The sequence below is a fragment of the Pseudomonas knackmussii B13 genome (assembly GCF_000689415.1).
Taxonomy (GTDB): domain Bacteria; phylum Pseudomonadota; class Gammaproteobacteria; order Pseudomonadales; family Pseudomonadaceae; genus Pseudomonas; species Pseudomonas knackmussii.
The window spans coordinates 55,967-79,333 of the sequence record NZ_HG322950.1; the positions used below are offsets into that span (position 1 = coordinate 55,967).

24 protein-coding genes are annotated in these 23,367 nt (G+C 64.9%); 2 read left to right on the top strand and 22 right to left on the bottom strand.

The genetic code is table 11. The features are described from left to right. Position 1 precedes the first annotated feature (1 nt). The 15 genes from PKB_RS00290 to PKB_RS00360 form a co-directional block, all read right to left on the bottom strand. Positions 2–1,963, bottom strand: a complete 1,962-nt coding sequence (locus PKB_RS00290) for a DUF7844 domain-containing protein (protein WP_043248051.1) — start codon at positions 1,961–1,963, stop codon at positions 2–4. Continuing rightward, the gene (locus PKB_RS00295; protein ID WP_043248053.1) at positions 1,960–2,295 is read right to left on the bottom strand and encodes a DUF2388 domain-containing protein; all 336 of its coding nucleotides are present in this window, start codon (positions 2,293–2,295) and stop codon (positions 1,960–1,962) included. The genes PKB_RS00290 and PKB_RS00295 overlap by 4 nt, the downstream gene beginning before the upstream one ends. 39 nt (positions 2,296–2,334) lie before the next feature. Next, complete coding sequence (locus tag PKB_RS00300) at positions 2,335–2,631, bottom strand: DUF2388 domain-containing protein (RefSeq protein WP_043248055.1); 297 nt, start codon at positions 2,629–2,631, stop codon at positions 2,335–2,337. 116 nt (positions 2,632–2,747) lie between these two features. Next, positions 2,748–3,065 (bottom strand): DUF2388 domain-containing protein, encoded by a 318-nt coding sequence (locus PKB_RS00305; RefSeq protein WP_043248056.1) that lies wholly within the window; start codon positions 3,063–3,065, stop codon positions 2,748–2,750. 88 nt (positions 3,066–3,153) lie between these two features. Then, positions 3,154–3,351 (bottom strand): DUF1127 domain-containing protein, encoded by a 198-nt coding sequence (locus PKB_RS29820; protein ID WP_043256762.1) that lies wholly within the window; start codon positions 3,349–3,351, stop codon positions 3,154–3,156. Positions 3,352–3,634: 283 nt separating this feature from the next. Beyond that, positions 3,635–3,841 carry a DUF1127 domain-containing protein gene (locus PKB_RS00315; protein ID WP_043248058.1) on the bottom strand — a complete coding sequence of 69 codons (207 nt, stop codon included), beginning with the start codon at positions 3,839–3,841 and terminating at the stop codon, positions 3,635–3,637. A gap of 357 nt (positions 3,842–4,198) precedes the next feature. Continuing rightward, positions 4,199–5,695 (bottom strand): acetyl-CoA hydrolase/transferase family protein, encoded by a 1,497-nt coding sequence (locus tag PKB_RS00320; RefSeq protein WP_043248060.1) that lies wholly within the window; start codon positions 5,693–5,695, stop codon positions 4,199–4,201. A 195-nt stretch (positions 5,696–5,890) separates the two neighbouring features. After that, positions 5,891–7,327 (bottom strand): NAD(P)(+) transhydrogenase (Re/Si-specific) subunit beta, encoded by a 1,437-nt coding sequence (locus tag PKB_RS00325; RefSeq protein WP_043248061.1) that lies wholly within the window; start codon positions 7,325–7,327, stop codon positions 5,891–5,893. A 1-nt stretch (position 7,328) separates the two neighbouring features. Then, a complete protein-coding gene (locus PKB_RS00330; RefSeq protein WP_043248063.1) occupies positions 7,329–7,649 on the bottom strand; it encodes an NAD(P) transhydrogenase subunit alpha part 2 in 321 nt (106 codons plus the stop codon). Positions 7,650–7,716: 67 nt separating this feature from the next. Beyond that, positions 7,717–8,835, bottom strand: coding sequence for a Re/Si-specific NAD(P)(+) transhydrogenase subunit alpha (locus PKB_RS00335; protein WP_043248065.1), 1,119 nt, complete (start codon positions 8,833–8,835; stop codon positions 7,717–7,719). A gap of 633 nt (positions 8,836–9,468) precedes the next feature. Continuing rightward, on the bottom strand, positions 9,469–10,104 hold the full coding sequence (locus PKB_RS00340; protein ID WP_043248067.1) for an SCO family protein: 636 nt from the start codon (positions 10,102–10,104) through the stop codon (positions 9,469–9,471). Between the two features lie 102 nt (positions 10,105–10,206). Further along, positions 10,207–11,112 (bottom strand): heme o synthase, encoded by a 906-nt coding sequence (cyoE, locus tag PKB_RS00345; protein ID WP_043248069.1) that lies wholly within the window; start codon positions 11,110–11,112, stop codon positions 10,207–10,209. A gap of 43 nt (positions 11,113–11,155) precedes the next feature. After that, positions 11,156–12,229 carry a COX15/CtaA family protein gene (locus tag PKB_RS00350; RefSeq protein WP_043248071.1) on the bottom strand — a complete coding sequence of 358 codons (1,074 nt, stop codon included), beginning with the start codon at positions 12,227–12,229 and terminating at the stop codon, positions 11,156–11,158. Positions 12,230–12,276: 47 nt separating this feature from the next. Further along, entirely contained in the window at positions 12,277–12,864 is a 588-nt protein-coding gene (locus PKB_RS00355) for a hypothetical protein (RefSeq protein WP_043248073.1), read from the bottom strand. Further along, a complete protein-coding gene (locus PKB_RS00360; RefSeq protein WP_052355133.1) occupies positions 12,839–13,618 on the bottom strand; it encodes an SURF1 family protein in 780 nt (259 codons plus the stop codon). Before PKB_RS00360 ends, PKB_RS00355 begins: the two co-directional genes overlap by 26 nt. A 29-nt stretch (positions 13,619–13,647) precedes the next feature. On the opposite strand from PKB_RS00360, the gene PKB_RS00365 reads away from it, so the two are divergent. Then, the gene (locus PKB_RS00365) at positions 13,648–13,857 is read left to right on the top strand and encodes a twin transmembrane helix small protein (RefSeq protein ID WP_043248076.1); all 210 of its coding nucleotides are present in this window, start codon (positions 13,648–13,650) and stop codon (positions 13,855–13,857) included. A 46-nt stretch (positions 13,858–13,903) separates the two neighbouring features. On the opposite strand, the gene PKB_RS00370 is transcribed toward PKB_RS00365, so the two are convergent. From PKB_RS00370 to coxB, 4 genes are all read right to left on the bottom strand, one after another. Further along, positions 13,904–14,791, bottom strand: coding sequence for a cytochrome c oxidase subunit 3 (locus tag PKB_RS00370; protein ID WP_043248077.1), 888 nt, complete (start codon positions 14,789–14,791; stop codon positions 13,904–13,906). A gap of 22 nt (positions 14,792–14,813) precedes the next feature. Further along, positions 14,814–15,371 (bottom strand): cytochrome c oxidase assembly protein, encoded by a 558-nt coding sequence (locus tag PKB_RS00375; RefSeq protein WP_043248079.1) that lies wholly within the window; start codon positions 15,369–15,371, stop codon positions 14,814–14,816. An 80-nt stretch (positions 15,372–15,451) separates the two neighbouring features. Continuing rightward, positions 15,452–17,047 (bottom strand): cytochrome c oxidase subunit I, encoded by a 1,596-nt coding sequence (gene ctaD / locus PKB_RS00380; protein WP_043248082.1) that lies wholly within the window; start codon positions 17,045–17,047, stop codon positions 15,452–15,454. Between the two features lie 10 nt (positions 17,048–17,057). Continuing rightward, positions 17,058–18,182, bottom strand: a complete 1,125-nt coding sequence (gene coxB / locus PKB_RS00385) for a cytochrome c oxidase subunit II (RefSeq protein ID WP_043248083.1) — start codon at positions 18,180–18,182, stop codon at positions 17,058–17,060. A 371-nt stretch (positions 18,183–18,553) separates the two neighbouring features. Between coxB and PKB_RS00390 the strand changes: the two genes are divergently transcribed. Further along, positions 18,554–19,192, top strand: a complete 639-nt coding sequence (locus PKB_RS00390; RefSeq protein ID WP_043248084.1) for a hypothetical protein — start codon at positions 18,554–18,556, stop codon at positions 19,190–19,192. A gap of 92 nt (positions 19,193–19,284) precedes the next feature. On the opposite strand, the gene PKB_RS00395 is transcribed toward PKB_RS00390, so the two are convergent. The 3 genes from PKB_RS00395 to PKB_RS00405 form a co-directional block, all read right to left on the bottom strand. Then, positions 19,285–20,001 (bottom strand): carbonic anhydrase, encoded by a 717-nt coding sequence (locus PKB_RS00395; protein WP_043248085.1) that lies wholly within the window; start codon positions 19,999–20,001, stop codon positions 19,285–19,287. A gap of 241 nt (positions 20,002–20,242) precedes the next feature. After that, positions 20,243–21,301, bottom strand: coding sequence for a PA0069 family radical SAM protein (locus PKB_RS00400; protein WP_043248086.1), 1,059 nt, complete (start codon positions 21,299–21,301; stop codon positions 20,243–20,245). Between the two features lie 173 nt (positions 21,302–21,474). Next, positions 21,475–23,100: an inorganic phosphate transporter gene (locus tag PKB_RS00405; protein WP_084166542.1), complete on the bottom strand. Its 1,626-nt coding sequence runs from the start codon at positions 23,098–23,100 to the stop codon at positions 21,475–21,477. Positions 23,101–23,367 lie beyond the last annotated feature (267 nt).

Here is a 23,367-nt window from a genome sequence, read left to right on the forward strand (position 1 = left end):
CTCAAGGCAGCTCGAAGCCGCCCGCGGCCTTGTGCAGTTCGCGCAGGTGCGCGCCGAGCTGCTTGAGGTTGTCTTCCAGCGCCTTCAGCTCGTCGCGGCGTTCGGGGCTGAGCAGGGCGCGGATTTCCTGGTCCAGGTTGTTGCTCAGCTGACGTAGCCGCGCCTGGCGCTCCTGGGTCTGTTGCTGCAGGCGCGAGGACTCGCCTGGCTGCGGCAGGCCGTAGCCGCTGTCGAGCAGCTCCGCCGGCTGGCTGAGGAAGCCGCTGTCGTCGAGGATCTGCTGCAGCGTCTTGCCGGCGGCGACGAGTTTCGGATCGCCATTCGCATCGTCACGGTGACCGAGGTAGAGGCGCTTGAGCTCGTCCTGGGCCAATTGCAGCTGGCGGCGCAGCGAAGCCTGTTCGAGCAGCAGCAGGGCGGCGCTGGCGCGAAGATCGGCCTTGGCGAACCAAGTGCGGCGTTCGCTGGCGGGGAGGGCGAGCCAGTCCTCGACCCGCGTCTGCGGGACGTCCAGGTGCTGGCGCAGCACCTCGAACATCGCCTGGTAGCGGTCGCGGAAGGAGTCGAAGCGATAGCCCAGGCGAAGCGCGCGCTTGGGATCGTCGAGCACGCTGGCATCCGCCAGGCCGCGGTTCTCGAGGATCTGCAGCAGGCCGTTGGGGGTGATGCTGTCGAGGTCCTGCAGGCGCGCGTCGGGGACGCCACTGCGCAGCAGCTTGAGCGACTCCACGGCGCAATTGTTGGAGATGAAGTAGTAGTTGCCGTCGTAGCTCCAGTGCACCTGCATGGCGCGCCGGACCAGCTCGTCGATCTGCTCGCGGCTGAGCTTGAGCGGCACCGAGGCCAGGCTGCGCAGCTCGATCTTGGTGTATTCCTCGATCACCTGGGACAGCGGCAGGACGAACAGGCGCGACGGATAGGAGCCGGTCAGGCCGTCCCAGCTGGACAGTTGCAGGTCGCCGACGAAGGCGCGGAAGGACAGCACCAGGTGCTGGTCCAGGTCCAGCCGGCAGTCCGGCCCGCGCGGCCGTCCGGGGGCGCAGACCACCAGGCGCAACATGGCGTGGCCCCAGCGGCTCATCCACTGGTCATTGGCTTCGGCGAGCAGGTAGTCGACCTCGTAGACACGCTCCGGATCGAGCTGGCCCAGCGGCTGGCGGCCGAAGTCGCGGCCGGCGTTGAGGTACGCCAGCGGCGCCGAGCAATCCGACTTCTGTGGCCGCTCACCGAAGCGCTCCGCGTAATAGCGGTACAGCGCTGGTCGACGGCAGGCGTAACTCGGATCGAGGACGAAGTACTCCATGTTCACCGCGACGAACTCGCGCGGGTTGCTCAGCTCGTAGCGGTCCGGGCTGCGCAGCAGGAAACGGTTCTCGCCGTCGCGCTGGCCGTGCTTGCCGGCGCTTTGCGGCCAGCCGGCGAGGTCGAGCAGGCGCGGGTCGTCGGAGAGGGTGAAGCGGCGTTCGGCCTGACCGCGGCAGGCAGCGCCTTCGCCTATGCGGCCGATGGTCTCGCGCTGCTGCGTGCAGCGGCGGATCAGCGTGGCATCGGCGGGGCTCCAGAGGCGCGCACGGTCGTACAGGTGCGTCAGCTCATGGACCACAGTGGCGAGCAGTTCGCGACGAAGAGTGCCGTGGCTACGGCCGGTCTTGCGAGTGGCTGCGCTGCCGTCAGTGAGGGCGCCAAGGTAGCGGCGGCTGAGCGCGATGGCGCCCGGACGCATGGCCTGGCCGATGCCGTCGCCCGGCAGGTCGTCGCGCCATTCGATGGTGACGTTGCGGTCCAGGGCGTCCTTGAAGGACGCCGGGAGCAGCTGCTGGACGTCATCCAGCAACTGCTGGCTGGCCTGGCGCTGCGCCGGGGCTAGGCCGTCGTCGCGTAGTTCCAGGCGCAAGGCGGCCTGGGAGCTGGTGGCGACGAACAGGGTCAGCGCCACCAGCCAGCGGCGGCCTAGCGGGATCACAGAGCGAGGATGGCTTCGGCGAGCTGCTGGTCGGAAGCGTCACGGGCTTCGGGCATGCGCTCGCGCACGGCCTTGAACGCAGCTTCCAGCTGGGCACCGCGGATCGCGCCGTCGCTGGCTACGAAGCTGGCTGCGTCGTCGTGGGCTTCGCGGACGATCTTCATGTCACGGATCGAGGTGGTGGTGTCGGACGTGAAGTCCAGGCTGCGGCCGGTGGCGTTAGTGCTGATGTTGAACAGGCGCACGACGGAGTGAGCCTGGGCGCCGGTAGCGCAAGCGGCGAGCAGCAGGCCGACGAGAAGAGAGCTCTTGGAAAAGGCACTAAGACGCATGGGAAAACTCCGAAAGGGCAGCGGCGGCTGCCTAATCACTTATTGGGCAAGGATGGCTTCGGCCAGTTCCCGATCGTTCGCCGCCAGCGTCGGATGCTGCTTGCGCAGCCAGCGCAACGCCTGTTCCAGGCGCACTCCGCGTACCTGGCCATCCGTGGCGACGAAGCTTGCCGCGTCATCGCGGGCGGCCCCGAGGAGCTTGTTTTCGAAAGGCGTGCTGGTGACCTTGCTGGTCACGTAGCTGCTGCCGGCGCCGAACATGGTCGTCTGATCGAACGCCAGCGCGGGCGCAGCGAAACAGAGGCCGGTGAGCAGCAGAAGCGGGAGGCGCGTCATGGGCTTTGGCAATCGGAAAAGCACGGCCGCCAAGGCTAACGGAATGCGCAGGCGAGAGCCAGCGCAGGACGCTCGGTGGCCGGCGTTGCCGGCGCATCCGAGCACCCCGGGAAGGGTCAGATGACGAGAATCGCCTGCGCCAGTTGCAGGTCGTTGGCGGCCAAGGTCGGCAGCTTGCTGCGGATGTGGCGAAGAGCGGCTTCCAGGTGTGCGCCACGGACTTCTCCGCGTGAGGCGACGAAGGCGGCCGCATCGTCACGCGCCTCCAGCACGATCTTGTCGTCCTTGAAGGAGTTACTGACGTTGGTGGTGCCATCGGAGCTCGCCTTGGTGGCATCTACCGTCATATCGGTGGTGACGATGAAACTGGTGGCGAAAGCGCCACTGGCGCAGGTAAGCAGGGCGGCGGCTGTAAGCAGGCGCAGACGGTTCATGAGGACACTCCTGTCGAAAAGACCAGCGCGGCCAAAGCTGCCGCGACACCACGCAGACTAGCGGAGCCCCGCCCGAGCGACCAGCCGGTCAGCGCCAGAAAGGCTTCGAAAGCTCGGATTCACGCTGGCACCGGTCGATCCCTGCGTCGGCCAATTCCCGCTCGCCGAGCTGGGCGAGTTGGTGGCGGGTGCGGGTGTTGCGCAGCCACAGTCCAAACCGTACCTGCAGGCGTGGAATCAGCTTGATCAGGTGGTGATCTGTGCTGCTGTGAATTGCCCTTTCCATGTCGGCTGCCTCCAGTCCTATTGAGGGGCAGTACAGCTTCGCGCTGAGGAGATGGTCGCGGCAGGGGCAGGGAGGGGATATTCGGGAGGAACAGTCGAGCTGTTGCACGAACTGTTGCACCTGCCTAGCGCCCAACTGTTGTGGGCCGGAATTGGTGATGAAGATCAAGGATGGGGTGCCAGAAATGGCACGGGCCGCTCCTTTGCAGTGAGCGGCCCGTTGCAGGCTACCGGTACAGTCCGCTAATGCGATTGCGGACCATAACAGTTTTTAGCTGTATCGCTTACTTCCAGAACGGCTTGTTCAGCTCGGCGTAGCGCTGGGATTCGCTGATGCCGGCGTCGGCCAGCAGGCGGGAATCCAGGCGAGCCAGTTGGCGGCGGCTCTCGATGCGGCGCTGCCACAGGCGCACGGTGCCGACCAGGCCACGGTGAGCGGTAGAAGAAGTGCGGATGTTGCTGACGGTAGCGGAACCGAGGGTACGTTCCATGATTTTCGTCCTTCCCGCTTGTGGCGGGCAGTGGGTTACGGAAGTTGTTGAAACATATCTTCTGACTTTTTGGTCAGCTGATACAGGTACAGTTGCTCTGAATTAAATAGCGTCAGCGAATTGTTTTGGCGAACTGTAATGGCGATTTTGGGGCGAACTGTACCGCTGCGCTCCATTGTGGTGCGCAGTTGGCGGGAAATTCGGATTTTTTAGCGGGGTCTGCCAGGGCGGCAGTGGGGGGAGTGGAACAGTCGAGGCGGGACAAAAAACTGTTCGGAAGTGTTTTTACGTGGTTTTTTTTTGCCTGTCCACCCTTGCGGGCCATTCTTTGCGAAATGGCCCGCAAGGTCTGCGGAATCAGCCGGCTGCGAGCATGTGGCCGCGTTCTTCCAGGTTGATGTGCCAGCCCATGGCCTCGCGCAGGATGTGCGGGGTGTGGCCGCCGCGGGCGCAGGCCGCTTCGAAGTAGCCGAGCAGGGCGTCGCGGTAGGACGGATGCACGCAATTCTCGATGATCACCTTGGCGCGCTCTCGCGGTGCGAGGCCGCGCAGGTCGGCCAAGCCCTGCTCGGTGACCAGGATGTCGACGTCGTGCTCGGTGTGGTCGACGTGGCTGACCATGGGCACCACGCTGGAGATGTTGCCGCCCTTGGCGATGGACTTGGTGACGAAGATCGCCAGGTGCGCATTGCGGGCGAAGTCGCCCGAGCCACCGATGCCGTTCATCATCTTGGTGCCGCCGACGTGGGTCGAGTTGACGTTGCCGTAGATGTCGAACTCCAGCGCGGTGTTGATGCCGATGATGCCCAGGCGACGCACCACTTCGGGGTGGTTGGATATCTCCTGCGGACGCAGCACCAGCTTGTCCTTGTAGCGCTCCAGGTTGCCGAAGACGTCGGCGTTGCGGCGGGTCGACAGGGTGATCGAGCTGCCCGAGGCGAAGCGCAGCTTGCCCGAGTCCATCAGGTCGAAGGTCGAGTCCTGCAGCACTTCGGAGTACATGGTCAGGTCTTCGAAGGGCGACTCCATCAGGCCGCACATCACCGCGTTGGCGATGCTGCCGATGCCTGCCTGCAGCGGCGCGAGGTTCTTGGCCAGGCGGCCGGCGTCCACTTCACGTTTGAAGAAGTCGATCAGGTGGTTGGCGATGGCCTGGGTCTCGTCGTCCGGCGGCAGCACGGTGGAGGGCGAGTCCGGCTGATTGTTGATGACGATGGCAACGATCTTCTCCGGAGGGATCGGGATCGCGGTGCTGCCGATGCGGTCGTCGACCTTGGTCAGCGGGATCGGCGTGCGGGTCGGCCGATAGGTCGGGATATAGATGTCGTGCAGGCCTTCCAGGTTGGTGTGGTGCGCGAGGTTGATCTCGACGATCACCTGCTTGGCGAAGATTGCGAAGCTGGCGGAGTTGCCCACCGAAGTGGTCGGCACGATGTGGCCTTCCTCGGTGATGGCTACGGCCTCGATAACCGCGATGTCCGGCAGCTTGAGCTGGTGGTTGCGCAGCTGCTCGACGGTTTCCGACAGGTGCTGGTCGATGAACATCACCGAGCCGTCGTTGATCGCCTTGCGCAGGGTGCTGTCGACCTGGAAGGGCATGCGCCGGGCGAGTACGCCGGCTTCGGTGAGGTGCTTGTCGAGGTCGTTGCCCAGGCTCGCACCGGTCATCAGGCTGATCTTCAGCGGCTGCTGCTTGGCGCGCTGGGCGAGGGCCTCGGGCACGGCCTTGGCTTCGCCGGCGCGGGTGAAGCCGCTCATGCCGACGGTCATGCCGTCCTGGATCAGGGCTGCAGCCTGGTCCGCAGTCATCACCTTGTCCAACAGGGAGGGCAGGCGCACGCGATCACGGTACATGGAAAAACCTCGGGCAGTAGGGGTGTACGAGGCGGCCAGTCTAGGGACTCGGCGATTTTTCGCCCTTATACCAAGGTCGCAAAATCGCCCCGCCGGGGCCTTCCTTACTACCAAAGTCCAGCGTGCTTTCCGTTGTCCGAAAGCAAGACACCGGCGCGAGGCCGGTGTCTTGGGGATGGACGGTAGGACAGTCGATTATTCGACGGCCTTGACCATGTCCTCGATGACCTTCTTGGCGTCGCCGAAGACCATCATGGTCTTGTCCAGGTAGAACAGTTCGTTGTCGAGGCCGGCGTAGCCGCTGGCCATCGAGCGCTTGTTGACGATCACGGTCTTGGCTTTGTAGGCCTCGAGGATCGGCATGCCGGCAATCGGCGACTTCGGATCGTTCTTCGCGGCCGGGTTGACCACGTCGTTGGCGCCGAGCACCAGGACCACGTCGGTCTGGCCGAACTCGGAGTTGATGTCCTCCATCTCGAACACTTGGTCGTAGGGCACTTCGGCCTCGGCGAGCAGGACGTTCATGTGGCCCGGCATACGACCGGCAACCGGGTGGATGGCGAACTTCACGGTGACGCCGCGGTGGGTCAGCTTCTCGGCCAGTTCCATCAGCGCGTGCTGGGCACGGGCCACTGCCAGGCCGTAGCCGGGGACGATGATCACGGTGTCGGCGTTGGTCAGCAGGAAGGAGGCGTCGTCGGACGAACCGGACTTCACCGGGCGAGCTTCCTTCGCGCCAGCCGGGCCGGCGTCGTCAGCGCTGGCGCCGAAGCCGCCGAGGATGACGTTGAAGAACGAGCGGTTCATCGCCTTGCACATGATGTACGAGAGGATGGCGCCCGAAGAGCCCACCAGCGAACCGGCGATGATCAGCATCGAGTTGTTCAGCGAGAAGCCGATACCCGCTGCGGCCCAGCCGGAGTAGGAGTTCAGCATCGACACCACGACCGGCATGTCGGCGCCGCCGATCGGGATGATGATCAGCACGCCAAGGATGAAGGCCAGGGCCAGCATCAGGGCGAAGGCGGCGATGTTGCCGGTGAACATGAACACCAGGCCCAGGCCCAGGGTGGTCAGGCCCAGCACCAGGTTGAGCATGTGCTGGCCGCCGAACTGTACCGGTGCGCCCTGGAACAGGCGGAACTTGTACTTGCCGGAGAGCTTGCCGAAGGCGATCACCGAACCGGAGAAGGTGATGGCGCCGATGGCCGCGCCGAGGAACAGCTCCAGGCGATTGCCGGAGGGGATGGTGTCGCCCAGGTGCTCGACGATGCCCAGGGACTGCGGCTCGATGACGGCGGCGATGGCGATGAATACCGCGGCCAGGCCGATCATGCTGTGCATGAAGGCGACCAGCTCGGGCATCTTGGTCATTTCAACGCGCTTGGCCATGATCGAGCCGGCGCTGCCGCCGATCAGCAGGCCGACCAGCACGTAACCGATGCCGGTGGTGGCGATCTCTGCGCCCAGCTTGAACACCAGGGCCACGGTGGTGACCACCGCGATACCCATGCCGATCATGCCGAACAGGTTGCCGCGACGCGAAGTGGTCGGGTGCGACAGGCCCTTCAGCGCCTGGATGAAGCAGACGGAGGCGATGAGGTAGAGGAGGGTGACGAGGTTCATGCTCATGTCAGTGCTTCTCCGCCTGCGCTTTCGGCGCCTTCTTCTTGAACATTTCCAGCATGCGGCGGGTTACCAGGAAGCCACCGAAGACGTTGACGGCGGCCAGGGCCACGGCCAGGGTGCCCATGATCTTGCCCAGCGGGGTGACTGTCAGCGCGGCGGCCAGCATGGCGCCGACGATGACGATCGCCGAGATGGCGTTGGTTACCGCCATCAGCGGGGTGTGCAGGGCAGGGGTGACGTTCCATACCACGTGGTAGCCGACGTACACGGCCAGCACGAAGATGATCAGGTTGTAGATCCCATGGGAGATCAGCATTTCTTCCATCGTCTTTCACCGGTCTCGAGGCCGGGCTAAGCGCCCGGCGGGTTCTTCTTTATTAGTAGCGCTGGACTCAGCCGTTCTTGCGTACGGCCTGGCCGTCGCGGCACATCAGGCAGGCGGCGACGATGTCGTCTTCCAGGTTGACCTTGAAGCCTTCGGCCGAGAGGGTCAGCTTGAGGAAGTCGAGCAGGTTGCGCGCATACAGGGCCGAGGCGTCAGCCGGGACCATGGCGGCCAGGTTGGTGTGGCCGACGAGGGTCACGCCATGCTTGATCACCACCTGACCGGCTTCGGTCAGCGGGCAGTTGCCGCCTTGGGCAGCCGCCAGGTCGATGACCACCGAGCCCGGTTTCATTTCCTGCACAGTGGCTTCGTGCAGCAGGGTCGGCGCCTTGCGGCCCGGGATCAGCGCGGTGGTGATGACGATGTCGGCCTGCTTGGCGCGCTCGTGCACGGCCTTGGCCTGGCGCTCCATCCAGGACGCGGGCATCGGGCGGGCGTAACCGCCGACCCCTTCCGCGCACTCGCGCTCTTCGTCGGTCTCGTAGGGCACGTCGACGAACTTTGCGCCGAGGGACTCGATCTGCTCCTTCACCGCCGGACGCACGTCCGAAGCCTCGATCACCGCACCCAGGCGCTTGGCCGTGGCGATGGCCTGCAGGCCGGCGACGCCGGCGCCGAGGATCAGCACGCGGGCGGCCTTAACGGTGCCGGCGGCGGTCATCAGCATCGGCATGAAGCGCGGGTAGTGGTTCGCCGCGAGCATCACCGCCTTGTAGCCGGCGATGTTGGCTTGCGACGACAGCACGTCCAGGCTTTGCGCACGGGAAGTACGCGGCGCCGCTTCCAGGGCGAAGGCGGTGATGCCGCGTTCGGCCATGCGCGCGATGTTGTCGTTGTCGAAGGGATTGAGCATGCCGATCAGCACGGCGCCCGGCTTCATCTGGGCCAGTTCGGCTTCGCTGGGCGCGACGACCTTCAGCACCAGCTCGGCGCCAAAGGCGTCGGCGGCAGTGCCGATCTTCGCGCCGGCGGCTTCGAAGGCGCTGTCCGTCTGGCTGGCGTTTACGCCGGCACCGCTCTGGACGACGACTTGATGGCCTTGGCCGACAAGCTTCTTGACGGTTTCCGCGGTAGCGGCGACCCGTGTTTCACCGGCATGGGTCTCGAGGGGAACACCGATCAGCACTCACAAATCTCCTGCGTGATTCTTGAGTAGTCCGGCGCTCGTAGGCGGCCGGGGTATCGAACGGGTAGCGGATGCTTCAACGAAAGGGCGGAACCCGTTTGGCGTCGGCATTTTGCAATCGAACCACCGAGGCGGCAAGGCGTTCTGGAGTGAGACAAAAAAAGAACTACAAGTCACGTTGTGGCCCGTAGTCCTCCATTCACGGTAAGGGTCGCACCAGCCCTGGCTTTTAGCCTAATTGCCGATTGTGACCGGGGAAAAACGCTATCCCTGGTGTGAATGGTCGCTCATCAGAACACCCGGAAACCCGGTGAGAGGCCCGCCAATCCTGCCTCAGGCACATGTATAGGTGTTAATTAATGTTTTTAATCCGAAATATGAGTGATCACTGATAGCTGGAATTCTGTAGCAGATTTTTTACATTGACTACGGGGTCAGGAAAATCCCCGGAAGCGCTTGGTAGTGCATGTTTCCTGGCTTCCTGCCCAGTGTGTAGTGCGCAGTCGAATTTCAGACTAGTTCAAAGGTGTGCAGTCAGGTGGTTAAAAAAAAGAACGGCCGCCTTCAGGCAGCCGTTCTTCGGGTGTGGCAAAGCAGTGCGCTGAATGGGCGGACTGCCGGGTGGGGAATGCCTCAGTCGGTGCCAGCCAGCACCTTGGGCAGCTGTTCGGCGAGCTTGGCGTTGTTCAGCGGAGCGCGGATGAAGCCGTGCTGGGTGCCGTCCGGGCCGATGATCACCAGGTTGCCGCTGTGGTCGACGGTGTAGTTGGGCTTGCTGGTGTCGGCCGGGATGTAGGGAATGCTCATGGCATTGGCCAGTTTCTGGATGGCGTCATCGCTGCCCACCAGGCCCTGGAAGCCGGCGTTGAAGAAGCCCAGGTATTCCTTGAGGCGCGCCGGGGTGTCGCGGTGCGGGTCGACGCTGACGAAGACCACCTGCAGCTTGTCGCGCATTTCCGGCGACAGCTTGCCCTGCAGCTCGCGCAGTTGCGCCAGGGTGGTGGGGCAAACGTCCGGGCAGAAGGTGTAGCCGAAGAACAGCAGATGCCAGCGGCCCTTGAGGTTGGCAGTGTCGAACGGTTTGCCGTCCTGGTCCTGGAAGGTCAGCGCGGGGACTTCGCGGGACTGCGGCAGCAGCACGATGCCGGCGTCGAGCAGCACAGTCGGGTCGATGCGGTGTTGTTCGGTGAGCACTTTGTGCACGGTGAGGCCGAGGATGAGCGCGACTATGGCAACCAGGATGAGGACAGTCTTGTTGACTCGGGACATGGGGTTCTCGTGGGTCGGGAGCGGGTGAGTGCCGTCGGGGAGCGTTCGCGAGCAAGCTCGCTCCTACGAGATGGAGTGGGCTTGCTCGCGAACCCCCGACTGTCAGAGCGCCACGTGGACGGGCAGGTAATGGTCCACCAGCAGGGCGATGAACAGCAGGAAAAGGTAGGCGATAGAGTACTTGAAGGTACCGATTGCCGCATGGGGCCTGCTGTCGCGGTAGAGCGCCCAGGCCCAGTCGAGGAAGCGCGCGCCCAGGGCGAGGGCGGCCAGCAGGTAGATCAGGCCGCTCATGTGGATGGTGAAGGGCATCAGGCTGACGGCGAACAGCACCAGGCTGTAGAGCAGGATGTGCAGCTTGGTGTAGTGCTCGCCGTGGGTGACCGGGAGCATCGGGATCTCGGCCTTGGCGTACTCGTCCTTGCGGTGCAGGCACAGCGCCCAGAAGTGCGGTGGGGTCCAGGCGAAGATGATCAGCACCAGCAGCAACGGCTCGGCTGACAGGTGCCCGGTCACCGCCACCCAGCCGAGCATCGGCGGGGCTGCGCCGGCCAGACCGCCGATGACGATGTTCTGCGGCGTGGCGCGTTTCAGGAAGCCGGTATACAGGGCCGCGTAACCGAGCAGCGAGGCCAGGGTCAGCCAGGCGGTCAGCGGATTGGTGAAGGCCAGCAGCAGGCTCATCCCGGCCAGCGCCAGGATCAGGGCGAAGCCCAGGGCCACGCTGGGCGAGACTCGGCCTTCGACCAGCGGACGGCGATGGGTGCGCGCCATGATCGAGTCGATGCGCCGGTCCACCACGTGGTTGACCGCTGCCGCCCCGCCGGCACACAGGCCGATGCCGAGGTTGCCGAACAGCAGCACCTGCCAGGCGACGCCGCCGCGAGTCGCGAGCAGCATGCCGATCAGCGAGGTGATCAGCATCAGCAGGACCACCTTGGGCTTGGTCAGTTCCAGGTAGTCGCGCCAGCCGGGTTGGCTGCGGGTGCTGCTGAGTACGCTGGCCATGCTCGAATCTCCGTTCGTTGTCGTCGTCCCGCCGTGACGGGGTTCAGCCTTGCGAGGGATAGGCTACCGGCCGCTCCAGCGGCAGCAGAGGACGTGGTTGCTTGCTGCCCGCCGCGCTTGTCACCTGGACCGGCGCGCGCAGTCGGTAATTGACCAGCACCAGTGTCAGCAGCAGGCAGGCGCCGCCGCCGTTGTGCGCTACCGCTACCGGCAGTGGCAGATGCAGCAGCACGTTGCTGATGCCCAGGCCCACTTGCAGCGACAGCGCCAGCAGCATCAGCGCGGTCAGGTAGATCTGCCCGACCCGCTGCAGACGCCAGGCCAGCACCAGCAGCACCGCGACCACGCAGAAGGCGCCCATGCGGTGGGTCATGTGGATGGCCGTGCGGGCGTCGCTGTCGAGTTGTCCGCCGAGGTAGTTCGGTCCGATGTGCTGGGTCAGGTGGAAGCCGTTGGCGAAGTCCATTTGCGGCCACCACTGGCCGTGGCACATCGGCAGGTCGATGCAGGCCACCGCCGCGTAGTTGCTGCTGGTCCAGCCGCCGAGGGCGATCTGCAGCACCACCAGGGCCAGGGCGAAGGCCGCCAGCCGCCGGGGAGCACCTTGGCGCTGCAGTGGTTGCACTGCGCCGGAGAGGCGCAGGCTAAGGAGGAACAGCAGCGAGAGTGTGGTGAACCCGCCGAGCAGGTGCGCGGTAACTACCTGCGGCCAGAGTTTCAGTGTCACCGTCCACATGCCGAAGGCGGCCTGGGCGATCACCACGCCGAGCAGTGCGAGCGGCAGACGCAGCGGCTGGCCGTCACGGCCACGACGCAGCAGCGCATGGATGGCCAGGCCGCTGATGAGCAGGGCGAGGGTGCCGGCGAAGTAGCGGTGGATCATCTCGTTCCAGCCCTTCTGCGCCTCGACCGGTGCTTCCGGGAAACGCGCCTCGGCGTGGGCCAGCTGTGCTTCGCTGCTCGGGACGTGGATGAACCCGTAGCAGCCCGGCCAGTCCGGGCAGCCGAGGCCGGCGTGGGTCAGCCGCGTGTAGGCGCCGAGCAGCACCACCACCAGGGCCAGCGCGGTGGCGAAGGCGGCGACGTGGAAGCCGGGTTTGCGTGCACTGTGCGTCATTCAATGCTCCGGTTTCTTGTTGTCCGAGGCGGCGCGTGGCCGCGGTTTCAGCCGATGTGCGAGAGCTTCAGAAGCTGCAGCATGTCGCCGAGGATGGCCTTGCCGTTGCTGCCGGCGGGGTAGCGCAGCACCAGGTTGCCGTGGGGGTCGACGATCCACAGTTGCGGGGCGGTGCCTTGCTGCAGGCTGGCGTCCTGGGCGCCGGTATCCAGGGCGAAGCGCTTCAGGCGCGGGTAGTCCTTGTCCAGCTGCGCCTGGAACTCAGCCGGTAATGGCTGGGCGGCGGCGAGCACGTGTTCGGCGCGGTTGGCATCGCGGTTCAGGCCGATGTTGATCTGCCGTGCGAGGTAGACCAGCTGCTGGCAGTCGGCGGCGCAGACGGCGGGAGCGGTCACCAGCAGTTGCCAGCGCTGGCTGGCTGCGTCCTGGCGCACGCCAAGGTCGGCCGGCGTCTTGCCGTTGGCGATCAGCTCGCCATGGTAGCTGCGGCTCTGCGGGACCCAGAAGTTGAGCTTGTACATGCTGGTGGCCAGGATCATCGGGCCGAACACGACGGCGAGGATCAGGATCAGCTGCAGGCGTCCGCGGTTGCGGCGGCGCAGCTGGGTGTCATCGAGGGTCAGGCTGGGGTTCATGGCGGGTCATCTCCCGTGCGCGACGGATGCCGAGGTAGAGGTAGAGGGCGAGCAGTGCGGTGGCCATGGCGAACCACTGCACGGCATAGCCGGTGTGCCGCTCGGGCGAGACGGCGACCACCGGCCAGTTGGTGTCGAAAGCGGCGTCGCCCGGTTCCAGGCGCAGCTCCAGGGGCAGCCCGTTGCGGCCCACGGCCTGCCAGACGCTGGCAGGGTCGACGCGAGTGATCAGCCGTGGCCAGGCCTGGCTTTGTCTGTCGGCCAATTGCAGGCCGCCGGGCGGGGCGACGTAGGTCCAGGCATCCAGCAGTTGATCGCCGGTGGGCGTGTCGAAAGCTGGCGCGATGCGACGGTTGGTCCAGGGCAGCCAGCCGCGGTTGACCAGCAGCCAGAGGCCGCTGGGTTTGTCGTAGAAGGGTTGCAGCAGCTCGACGCCGGCGGCGCCGTCGCGGGTGCGGTTGTCCAGCAGCAGGCTGTGCTGGGCATCGAAGCGGCCTTGCAGGCGTACTCGAACGTAAGCCGGGTCGGATTGGCCTTGCAGTCGCGCGGCGGGGATGGGGGCGGCTTCGCGACGCGCCTCGAAGGCTGCCAGCATCACGCGTTTTTCGGCGGCGCGGGAAAGCTGCCAGCAGCCCAATGCAACCAGCAGCGGCAACAGCGCCAGGACCACGAGGGTCGGCGCGAGGCCTGGCCGGAAGACCGCCGCCAGCCCGTGGCGCGGGCGGGAGTCGATGGCGTGCTGGCTATACTGCAAGTTACCCCCTCAGCAATCGGAGCCACGCAATGCTCAAGGCCGCGATCGTCGTTCTTCTGCTGGCCACCGTGGCCAGCCTGTTCAGCGGGCTGTTCTTCCTGGTCAAGGACGAGGGGCACGGTTCTCGGGTGGTGAACGCCCTGACCGTGCGCGTGATCCTCGCTGCCCTGACCCTCGCCCTGGTCGCCTGGGGCTTCTACTCCGGCCAATTGGCCAGTTCCGCACCCTGGCACTTCTGATTCGACACGCTGAAGCGGGGCGGCCAAATGGCCGCCCCGCTGGTTTTCACAGCACGTAGACGAAGATGAACAACCCGATCCACACCACGTCCACGAAGTGCCAGTACCAGCTGGCCGCCTCGAAGCCGAAGTGGTGCTCGGCGTCGAAGTGCCCGCGTAGGATGCGGATCAACATGATGCTCAGCATCAGCGCGCCTATGGTCACGTGGGCGCCGTGGAAGCCGGTGAGCATGAAGAAGGTGGTGCCGTAGATGCCCGAGCCGAGGGTCAGGCCCAGTTCGCTGTAGGCCTCGTGGTACTCGTGGGCCTGCAGGAACAGGAAGCACACGCCTAGCAGCACGGTCAGCGCCAGCCAGAGTTTCAGCGGGCCGCGATGGTTCTTCTTCAGCGCGTGGTGGGCGAAGGTCACGGTGAAGCTGGAGCTGACCAGCAGGATGGTGTTCACCAGCGGCAGCTTCCAGGGCTCGATGACTTCCTTCGGCGGCGGGAACAGCTTGTTGTCCGGGTTGTTCAGCAGCGGCCAGGTGTACTGGAAGTTCGGCCAGAGCATGTGGGCGATGCCCTTGTGACCCTCGCCGCCAAGCCAGGGGCCGGCGAAGTGGCGGATGTAGAAGAGGGCGCCGAAGAAGGCGGCGAAGAACATCACCTCGGAGAAGATGAACCAGCTCATGCCCCAACGGAACGAGCGGTCCATCTGCGGGCTATACAGTCCCGCGCGGCTTTCCTTGATGACGTGGCCGAACCAGCCGAACAGCATGTAGGCGACGATCAGTCCGCCAGCGAAGAGGATCCAGGGCCCGTGGGAGGCCTTGTTGCCGGCGCTGTAGTCGTTCATCCAGGTGCCTACGCCGAACAGCGTGGTGAGCATGCCGATGGTGGCGATGATCGGCCACTTGCTCTGGGCGGGAACGTAGTAGGGATCGTGGGTTGCCATCGTTGTCGTTCTCCTGGGCCGGTCAGCGGTCGTTGCTTGCCACTGGCGGCTTGCGTGCGGTGATGTCGAACAGCGTGTAGGCGAGCGTGATGCGGTGGATGTCCTTGGGCAGGTCGCGGTCGACGATGAAGCGCACCGGCATCTCGATGCGCTCGCCCGGCTTGAGCACCTGCTGGGTGAAGCAGAAGCATTCGGTCTTGTGGAAGTACTTCGCCGCTTCCGACGGCGCGATGCTTGGGACTGCCTGGGCGGTCATCACGCGGTCGCTGGGGTTCTGCGCGACGAACAGCATCTGGTTCACGGCGCCCGGATGCACCGTGATCATTTCGCCCTCGGGGTGGAACTCCCAGACCATGTCGACGTTGTTGTTGGCGACGAAGTCGACCTTCACCTTGCGCGTGTCGTCGACCTGCTGGCTGGCGCCCTGGTACGCGCTGCCGGCGGTCTTGCCGTTGATCCCCAGGGTCTTGCAGAGGACGTTGTACATCGGCACCAGGGCGAAGCCGAAGGCGAACATGGCCACCACCACGAGCAGCAGCCGGGTGACCAGTTTGCGGGTTTCGATAGTGCCGTCGCTCATGTGTCTGCCTCCTGTAGGAGCGAGCCTGCTCGCGAATGAGGGCGATGCTCGCGAGCAAGCTCGCTCCTACGGGGTTGGTCTCATTTCACTTCCGGCGGGGTGCTGAAGGTGTGGTACGGAGCCGGCGAAGGCACCGTCCACTCCAGGCCTTCGGCGCCGTCCCACGGCTTGGCCGGGGCTGGTTTGCCGCCGCGAATGGTCTTGATCACGATGAACAGGAACAGCAGCTGCGTGGTGCCGAAGAGGAAGGCGCCGATCGAGGAGACCATGTTGAAGTTGGCGAACTGCAGGTTGTAGTCCGGAATCCGCCGCGGCATGCCGGCAAGGCCGAGGAAGTGCATCGGGAAGAACGCCATGTTCATGCCTATGAAGGACAGCCAGAAGTGCAGCTTGGCCAGGGTCTCGTCGTACATGTGGCCGGTCCACTTGGGTATCCAGTAGTAGACCGAGGCGAAGATGCCGAAGATCGCCCCGGGCACCAGCACGTAGTGGAAGTGCGCCACCACGAAGTAGGTGTCCTGGTACTGGAAGTCCGCCGGGGCGATGGCCAGCATCAGGCCGGAGAAGCCGCCGATGGTGAAGAGGATGACGAAGGCCACGGCGAACAACATGGGCGCCTCGAAGGTCAGCGAGCCCTGCCACATGGTCGAGGCCCAGTTGAACACCTTCACCCCGGTGGGCACGGCGATCAGCATGGTGGCGTACATGAAGAACAGCTCGCCCACCAGCGGGATGCCGACCACGAACATGTGGTGCGCCCAGACGATGAACGAGAGGAAGGCGATGGACGCGGTGGCGTAGACCATCGAGGTGTAGCCGAACAGCGGCTTGCGGCTGAACGCCGGGATGATCGAGCTGACGGCGCCGAACGCCGGCAGGATCATGATGTACACCTCGGGGTGGCCGAAGAACCAGAACACATGCTGGAACAGCACCGGGTCACCGCCACCGGCGGCGCTGAAGAAGCTGGTGCCGAAGTGGATATCCATCAGCATCATGGTCACGCAACCGGCCAGCACCGGCATCACCGCGATCAGCAGGAAGGCGGTGATCAGCCAGGTCCAGACGAACAGCGGCATCTTCATCAGGGTCATGCCCGGCGCGCGCAGGTTGAGGATGGTGGCGACCACGTTGATCGCGCCCATGATCGAGCTCATGCCCATCATGTGGATGGCGAAGATGAAGAAGGTCACGCTGTGCGGGGCGAAGGTGGTCGACAGCGGCGCGTAGAAGGTCCAACCGAAGTTCGGGCCGCCGCCGGGCATGAACAGGGTGCTGACCAGCAGGCCGAAGGCTGCCGGGAGCAGCCAGAAGCTGAAGTTGTTCATGCGCGGCAGGGCCATGTCCGGCGCGCCGATCATCAGCGGCACCATCCAGTTGGCCAGGCCGACGAAGGCCGGCATCACCGCGCCGAACACCATCACCAGACCGTGCATGGTGGTCATCTGGTTGAAGAAGGCCGGCTCGACGATCTGCAGGCCCGGCTGGAACAGCTCGGCGCGGATCACCATGGCGAACGAGCCGCCGAGGAGGAAGGCGCAGAAGCTGAACCACAGGTACAGGGTGCCGATGTCCTTGTGGTTGGTGGTCAGGACCCAGCGCATCAGGCCCTTGGCCGGACCGTGGTGGTGTTCGCCGGCATGCGAATGCTCGGGATGGTCGATCACAGCGCTCATCGCAGGCTCCTTATTTTTGCTTCTGCTTGTAGGCCACCACTTCTTGCGGGGTGACCATGTCGCCGTCGTTGTTGCCCCAGGCATTGCGCTCGAAGGTGATCACCGCAGCGATGTCGACTTCCGAGAGCTGCTTGCCGAAGGCCGCCATGGCGGTGCCGGGTCGGCCGTTGAAGACCGTTTCCAGGTGACCTTCCTTCGGCCCGGTGACGGTCTTCGAGCCCTTGAGCGCCGGGAACATCGGCGGCATGCCCTGGCCTTCGGGCTGGTGACAAGCAGCGCAGACGGTGTGGTAGACCTTGTCGCCGCGGGCGACCAGCTCTTCCTTCGTCCATTCCTTGCTGGTCAGCTCCTTGAGCTTGGCGGCTTCTTCCTTGCGCGCGGCCAGCCACTTGTCGAAGTCGGGCTTGGATTTCACGTCGACCACGATGGGCATGAAGCCGTGGTCCTTGCCGCAGAGTTCGGCGCACTGGCCGCGGTAGACGCCGGGTTGGTCGACCTTGGTCCAGGCCTCATTGACGAAGCCGGGGATGGCGTCGCGCTTGACCGCGAAGGCCGGCACCCACCAGGAGTGGATGACGTCGCTGGAGGTCACCAGGAAGCGCACCTTGACCCCGGCCGGCAGTACCAGCGGGTTGTCGACCTCGAGGAGGTAGTGCTCGTCCTTCGGATCCTTGTTGTGGATCTGTTCCTGGGGCGTGGCCAGGTTGCTGAAGAACTCGACGTCCTGGCCCAGGTACTTGTACTGCCACTTCCACTGGTAGCCGGTCACCTGCACGTCCAGCTCCGGCTCGGAGGTGTCGTACATGTGGATCAGCGTGCGCGTGGCCGGAACGGCCATGACCACCAGGATCAGGAAGGGCACCACCGTCCAGAGGATTTCCACCAGGGTGCTTTCGTGGAAATGCGCCGGCTGTTGGCCGGTGGAGCGGCGGTGGACGATCATCGACCAGAACATGGCGCCGAATACGACGATGCCGATGACCACGCAGATCCAGAAGATGGTCATGTGCAAGTCGAATACGGAGTGGCTGACCTCGGTCGCCCCCTGCGTCATGTTCACTGTCCAGGCGGCATGCGCCGGGCCCAGTGCGAAGAGCAACAGAAAGCCCATCCAGGTGTGTGGATGTCGCAGCATTCGGGTTCCCCTTATCGTTGTTCTTATCCCGCCGGCAATAAGCCAGCGGCCAAGGGAGCGACCGCCAAGACAGCAAACTTTGACCGTCGAGCCTCGGCACGTAAGGCAGGCCGGGTCCATCAGGTTTGGGTGTGTCGAGTCGGAGTATAGACAGGGGTTGCGACATAACAACGCAGCGTAAAAAAGCCGCTGCAAATTGCGAATGATGCTCTCAAGGCCACGGATGGTGCGGCTTTGAGCTACCATGCTGGCTGATTGATATGTCTGGACAGCATAAAGGTTTCGCCATTATTACGATCCAGTCTTAGCTGTGCCCCAGGCAGGGCTAAGGTCTTTCTTCATCTTCCAAATCGAGTTGTCTTGGAGTTGTCATGAAAACCGCTGCACTGCGTGAACTGATCCAGCAAGCCCACGAGTTGGAAACCCGCAACGGCCACCTGGCCCGACTGATCCAGACTCAGATGAACAGCCTGCATCCGAGCATCAACCTGTCAGGCGAGGATGCCGCAGGCGTGCTGACCCGTTTCGTCCATGCCTATGTCGAACAGGTGCCGGAGTTCCTCGAAGCGGCGGCCAACGTGGCGCGCGACGCGGGTATCGAGGACAGGATCAAGCCGGTGCTGAAGGTCGCCGAGCAGTTCTTCCTGACCCCGCCGTCGCTGCTCGATGGGCACGACGGCCTGGACGCGCTGCTGGACGAGGCCTACCTGGCGCATCGCCTGGTGGAAGAGGTGAACGATCGCTATATCGCCCACTTCGGCCAGCCGCTGATTCCGCTGGATACCACCGTGGCCAACGTGGTGGCCCACCAGTTGATCGGCGAGCCCTTCGCCAACCAGCTGGACGAGGCTGTGCACCAGGCGGCGAAGTCGATGCTCGAGGAAAGCATCTTCAACAGCCCTACCGCGCAGGCCTACCGCGCTCGGCTGAGCGATCCGCAGACGGTTTCGGCGTGGAAGCAGTGGCCGTGCCTCTCGCGTCGCTTCGGCGTCGAGCTGCACTTGAACTGAGAAGAGAGGTGCCGACCATCGCCCGCGGGGCGCGGTCGGCCATCGAGGAGAGACCGGGCATGGCGAGCAGCGCCAATGCCCGGTTTTTTCATTTACGACGGGCTGTAGCGCGGACGCGGGGTAGCCATCGGGATCGAGCCCTCGCCGTCGAGCGGGCGGAAGCGACCTTGCTCGGCGTCGTAGGCCTTGATCTGGCTGGTCTCGATGTCATAGACCCAGCCGTGGATGAACAGCTGGCCGCTGGCCAGGCGCGCGGCGACCGAGGGATGGGTCTTCAGGTGGTCGAGCTGGGCGACCACGTTTTCCTCGGTGAGGATGCCCAGGGTCTCGTGGTTGGCGCAGCCGCAATTCTGCTCTACCACGATCTTGGCCACTTCGGCATGGCGCAGCCAGGCCTTGACGGTCGGCATGCGTTCGAGGGTCTTCGGGTCCATCACCGCCTTCATGGCGCCGCAGTCGGAGTGGCCGCAGATGATGATGTGGTGCACGCCCAGGGCCATCACCGCGAATTCGATGGCAGTGGAGACGCCGCCATTCATCTGCCCATAGGGCGGCACCACGTTGCCGACGTTACGGGTGACGAAGAGGTCGCCCGGCGAGCTCTGGGTGATCAGCTCGGGGACGATGCGCGAGTCGGCGCAGGTGATGAACATGGCGCGTGGGTTCTGCTCATGGGCCAGCTTCTTGAACAGCTCTTCCTGCTGCGGGAAGACTTCATGGCGGAAGTGCTGGAAGCCGTCGACGATGCGGCGCAGCGCTTCATCCGCGGTCTCAGTGTTGTGCTCTTCACTGTGCGTTTTGTCGTTCATGTAGGAGCCTCGGAGAGTGACTATGAATTTTCCCATGCTTGCCGACGCTCTTTTCCTGCACAAAAGGCACACGCTGTCGGAATAGTTCTGGCGAATTGGCATTGGGCGGCGTAACGGATAGCCGAATCAGACGAACTTTCCGTATCCGTCTTCTTGAGGTCAACCCACCCTGTCTATCCGTCCGTCAGCGTGTGCGCGGGACGCGGGCTCATCCTCGCTTGCCAGCATGACGATCGCGCGATCAGAACAGGCTCATCTGCGCACGAGGCACGCTGAACAGCGAGCAGTCCAGCCCGCCGTAGTCACGCTGGTTAAGCCCCAGGCGGCGTACCGCCAGGCGGAAGCGCTTCTCCAGAAGGTCGGCGAACACGCCTTCGCCGCGCATGCGGGCGCCGAAGCGGCTGTCGTAATTCTTGCCGCCGCGACTCTGGCGAATCAGGCTCATCACGTGTGCGGCGCGCTCGGGGAAGTGCGCCTGCAGCCACTCTTCGAACAGTTCGGCGATTTCCAGCGGCAGGCGCAGCAACACGTAGCCGGCCGAGCGCGCGCCATTGTCGCGCGCCGCCTCCAGCAGGCTCTCCAGTTCGCTGTCGTTGATCATCGGAATCATCGGTGCGCAGAGCGCACTGACCGGCACGCCATGCTCGTGGAGGGTGCGCATGGCGCGCAGGCGCGCGGCTGGCGCTGCGGTGCGTGGCTCCATGATGCGCTTGAGCTCGTTGTCCAGGGTGGTGAGGCTGAAGGCCACGCTGACCAGGTTGAGGCTCGCCAGCTCTTCGAGCAGGTCGAGGTCACGGACGATCAGCGAGCCCTTGGTGATGATGTGCAGCGGATGGCGGAAGCGCAGGAGGATTTCCAGGGCCTGGCGGGTCAGGCGCTGTTCGCGCTCCAGCGGCTGGTAGGCGTCGGTGTTGATGCCCAGGGCGATCGGCTGCGGCACGTAGCCGGGCTTGCTGAGTTCTTCTTCCAGGCGTTCGGCGAGGTTGGTCTTGGCGATCAGCCGGGTCTCGAAGTCGATGCCCGGCGACAGGTCCCAGTACGCGTGGCTGGGCCGCGCGAAGCAGTAGATGCAGCCATGCTCGCAGCCACGATAGGGGTTGATCGAGCGGTCGAAGCCGACATCCGGCGACTGGTTGCGGCTGATGACCGTCTTCGCCGTCTCCCGGCGCACTTCGGTGGCGCGGCAGGGCGGCGCCTCTTCCTGGTACCAGCCGTCGTCCTCCGTCTCGCTGCGAGTCGGGGCGAAGCGGTTGTGCGGGTTGCTGGCGGTGCCGCGACCGCGGGGCGGGAGAGTGGGCATGGGCGGGCTCCGAGAAATAGCTGTATATAAATACAGTATTTTCACTCGCATGCCAGCACCTGGCGATAGGTGGCTGATTGCTCTTCGTAGGAGCGAGCTTGCTCGCGAATTGCCTCGGCGCAAGGCCGTTCGCGAGCAAGCTCGCTCCTACAAGATCATGTTCGGTGCGTTTTTCAGATCAGCGCGCGCAGCAGCCAATACAGCCCCGCTGCCAGGCCGATGGCCGCCGGCAGCGTGAGCACCCACGCCAGCAGCATGTTGCGGATGGTGTGCCACTGCAGGCCGGAGCCGTTGGCGGTCATGGTGCCGGCGACGCCTGAGGAGAGCACCTGGGTGGTCGACACCGGTAGGCCGAAGTGGTCCGCCGCGCCAATGGTCAGCATCGCCATCAGTTGCGCGCTGGCGCCCTGGGCATAGGTCAGCGGTTCCTTGCCGATGCCCTCGCCGACGGTGGTGACGATGCGTCGCCAGCCCACCAGGGTGCCCAGGCCGAGGGCCATGGCCACGGCGACCTTGACCCACGACGGGATGAACTGGACGGTGCGCAGGCTGTGTTCGCGCACGGCTTGCAGGGTGCTCCAGGCGTTCGGGTCGAAGAGCTGCTCGGTGCGGTCAAGCTGGCGGATGGTTTCCACGCTCAGGTACAGGCCGTTGCGCAAGGCCAGCACCTCCTCCTCGGGCAGCGGTTCGCCGGCGACTCGCCTTTCCAGGCGGTCGCCGACTTCGTGCATCTGCGCCGCCAGGGCCGGCAGCACTTGCGGCTGGAGCTGGCCGCCGCGCTCGTAGTCGAGCAGTACCTGCTGTGGATCGGCTGGCGCATCCACCGTCGCCAGGCGTTGCAGCTGGGCCTCGGCCTGGCGAGTCAGGTCGAGCAATTGGCGGATCTCGTCGGCGCTTTGCCCGTGATTGATGGCGAACCCCAGCGGCAGCAACGCGGCGAGGATCAGCATGATGAGTCCTATACCCTTCTGGCCGTCGTTCGAGCCGTGGGCGAAGGACACGCCTGTGCAGGTCAGGATCAGCAGCGCGCGGATGCCAAGGGGCGGCGGCTTGCGTCCCTCGGGGGCGAGGAACAGCGCACGCTGGCGCACCGCCAGGCGCATGCCGAGCAGCAGCAGGGCCGCGCCGGCGAAGCCGATCAGCGGTGACAGCAACAGCGCATAACCGACCTTGAGCAGCTGCGCCAGGGCGCTGCCGCCCAGGCCGATGACGCCGGCCATGGCGCCGTGGGCGAGGCCGACGCCGACGATCGAGCCGATCAGCGTATGCGAGGAGGACACCGGCAGGCCCAGCCACCAGGTGCCCAGGTTCCAGAGGATGGCCGAGACCAGCAGGGCGAAGATCATCGCCAGCCCGTCGTTGCTGTCCAGGTGCAGCAGCAGGTCTAGCGGCAGCAAGGTGACGATGCCGAAGGCCACCGCGCCGCTGGAGAACAGCACGCCCAGCAGGTTCCACAGCCCGGACCAGCCGACCGCCCACTGCGGGCGCATCGCGTTCGTGTAGATGACGGTCGCCACGGCGTTCGCGGTGTCGTGGAAGCCGTTGATGAACTCGAAGCCCAGGGCGATCAGCAGGGCCGTCGCCAGGACCAGCAGGGACAGGTTCGGCCGCAGCTCGCCGCCGCTGGCATGCACGTCGTACCAGAGGCTGCCGAAGGTGAACAGCAGCCCACCAGCGAGCAGCAGGAAATACAGCAGGTGCCCCGTCGGCGTTGCGGCTTCGCGCAGCACCGGATTGACTGGCATGCGCGAGATGCGCGACGCGCGCAGGGTGTCGAGCAGCAGGTAGCGGTCAAGCATGGCGAGCGCGCCCGGCGACGGCGGAGCGACCTCGAGCAGTCGCGCGGAGAGAGTGGGCTAGCGGGGCGTGCACGGAGGACTCCTGTCCAGGAACGCTAATAGCCTAGTCCGCCTCATTGCGCCCGTGGCAGGGAGGGCGACTTTTCTTCATTCGGCGATAGTCGCAGTCGACTATATGTCAAATGGCTATTAGTCTTGGCGGGCATTCCGCCACTACGCTCAATATTGATGTGCTGGCGTCATGTGCACCCGAAGGACAGTTTCGAG

Bases quoted from the DNA above. Each gene is read 5' to 3' on its own strand.
- PKB_RS00295 (WP_043248053.1), bottom strand. From the start codon at position 2,295: ATGCGTCTTAGTGCCTTTTCCAAGAGCTCTCTTCTCGTCGGCCTGCTG.
- PKB_RS00300 (WP_043248055.1), bottom strand. From the start codon at position 2,631: ATGACGCGCCTCCCGCTTCTGCTGCTCACCGGCCTCTGTTTCGCTGCG.
- PKB_RS00305 (WP_043248056.1), bottom strand. From the start codon at position 3,065: ATGAACCGTCTGCGCCTGCTTACAGCCGCCGCCCTGCTTACCTGCGCC.
- PKB_RS29820 (WP_043256762.1), bottom strand. From the start codon at position 3,351: ATGGAAAGGGCAATTCACAGCAGCACAGATCACCACCTGATCAAGCTG.
- PKB_RS00315 (WP_043248058.1), bottom strand. From the start codon at position 3,841: ATGGAACGTACCCTCGGTTCCGCTACCGTCAGCAACATCCGCACTTCT.
- PKB_RS00320 (WP_043248060.1), bottom strand. From the start codon at position 5,695: ATGTACCGTGATCGCGTGCGCCTGCCCTCCCTGTTGGACAAGGTGATG.
- PKB_RS00325 (WP_043248061.1), bottom strand. From the start codon at position 7,327: ATGAGCATGAACCTCGTCACCCTCCTCTACCTCATCGCCTCCGTCTGC.
- PKB_RS00330 (WP_043248063.1), bottom strand. From the start codon at position 7,649: ATGGAAGAAATGCTGATCTCCCATGGGATCTACAACCTGATCATCTTC.
- PKB_RS00340 (WP_043248067.1), bottom strand. From the start codon at position 10,104: ATGTCCCGAGTCAACAAGACTGTCCTCATCCTGGTTGCCATAGTCGCG.
- cyoE (WP_043248069.1), bottom strand. From the start codon at position 11,112: ATGGCCAGCGTACTCAGCAGCACCCGCAGCCAACCCGGCTGGCGCGAC.
- PKB_RS00350 (WP_043248071.1), bottom strand. From the start codon at position 12,229: ATGACGCACAGTGCACGCAAACCCGGCTTCCACGTCGCCGCCTTCGCC.
- PKB_RS00355 (WP_043248073.1), bottom strand. From the start codon at position 12,864: ATGAACCCCAGCCTGACCCTCGATGACACCCAGCTGCGCCGCCGCAAC.
- PKB_RS00365 (WP_043248076.1), top strand. From the start codon at position 13,648: ATGCTCAAGGCCGCGATCGTCGTTCTTCTGCTGGCCACCGTGGCCAGC.
- PKB_RS00370 (WP_043248077.1), bottom strand. From the start codon at position 14,791: ATGGCAACCCACGATCCCTACTACGTTCCCGCCCAGAGCAAGTGGCCG.
- PKB_RS00375 (WP_043248079.1), bottom strand. From the start codon at position 15,371: ATGAGCGACGGCACTATCGAAACCCGCAAACTGGTCACCCGGCTGCTG.
- ctaD (WP_043248082.1), bottom strand. From the start codon at position 17,047: ATGAGCGCTGTGATCGACCATCCCGAGCATTCGCATGCCGGCGAACAC.
- coxB (WP_043248083.1), bottom strand. From the start codon at position 18,182: ATGCTGCGACATCCACACACCTGGATGGGCTTTCTGTTGCTCTTCGCA.
- PKB_RS00390 (WP_043248084.1), top strand. From the start codon at position 18,554: ATGAAAACCGCTGCACTGCGTGAACTGATCCAGCAAGCCCACGAGTTG.
- PKB_RS00395 (WP_043248085.1), bottom strand. From the start codon at position 20,001: ATGAACGACAAAACGCACAGTGAAGAGCACAACACTGAGACCGCGGAT.
- PKB_RS00400 (WP_043248086.1), bottom strand. From the start codon at position 21,301: ATGCCCACTCTCCCGCCCCGCGGTCGCGGCACCGCCAGCAACCCGCAC.
- PKB_RS00405 (WP_084166542.1), bottom strand. From the start codon at position 23,100: ATGCTTGACCGCTACCTGCTGCTCGACACCCTGCGCGCGTCGCGCATC.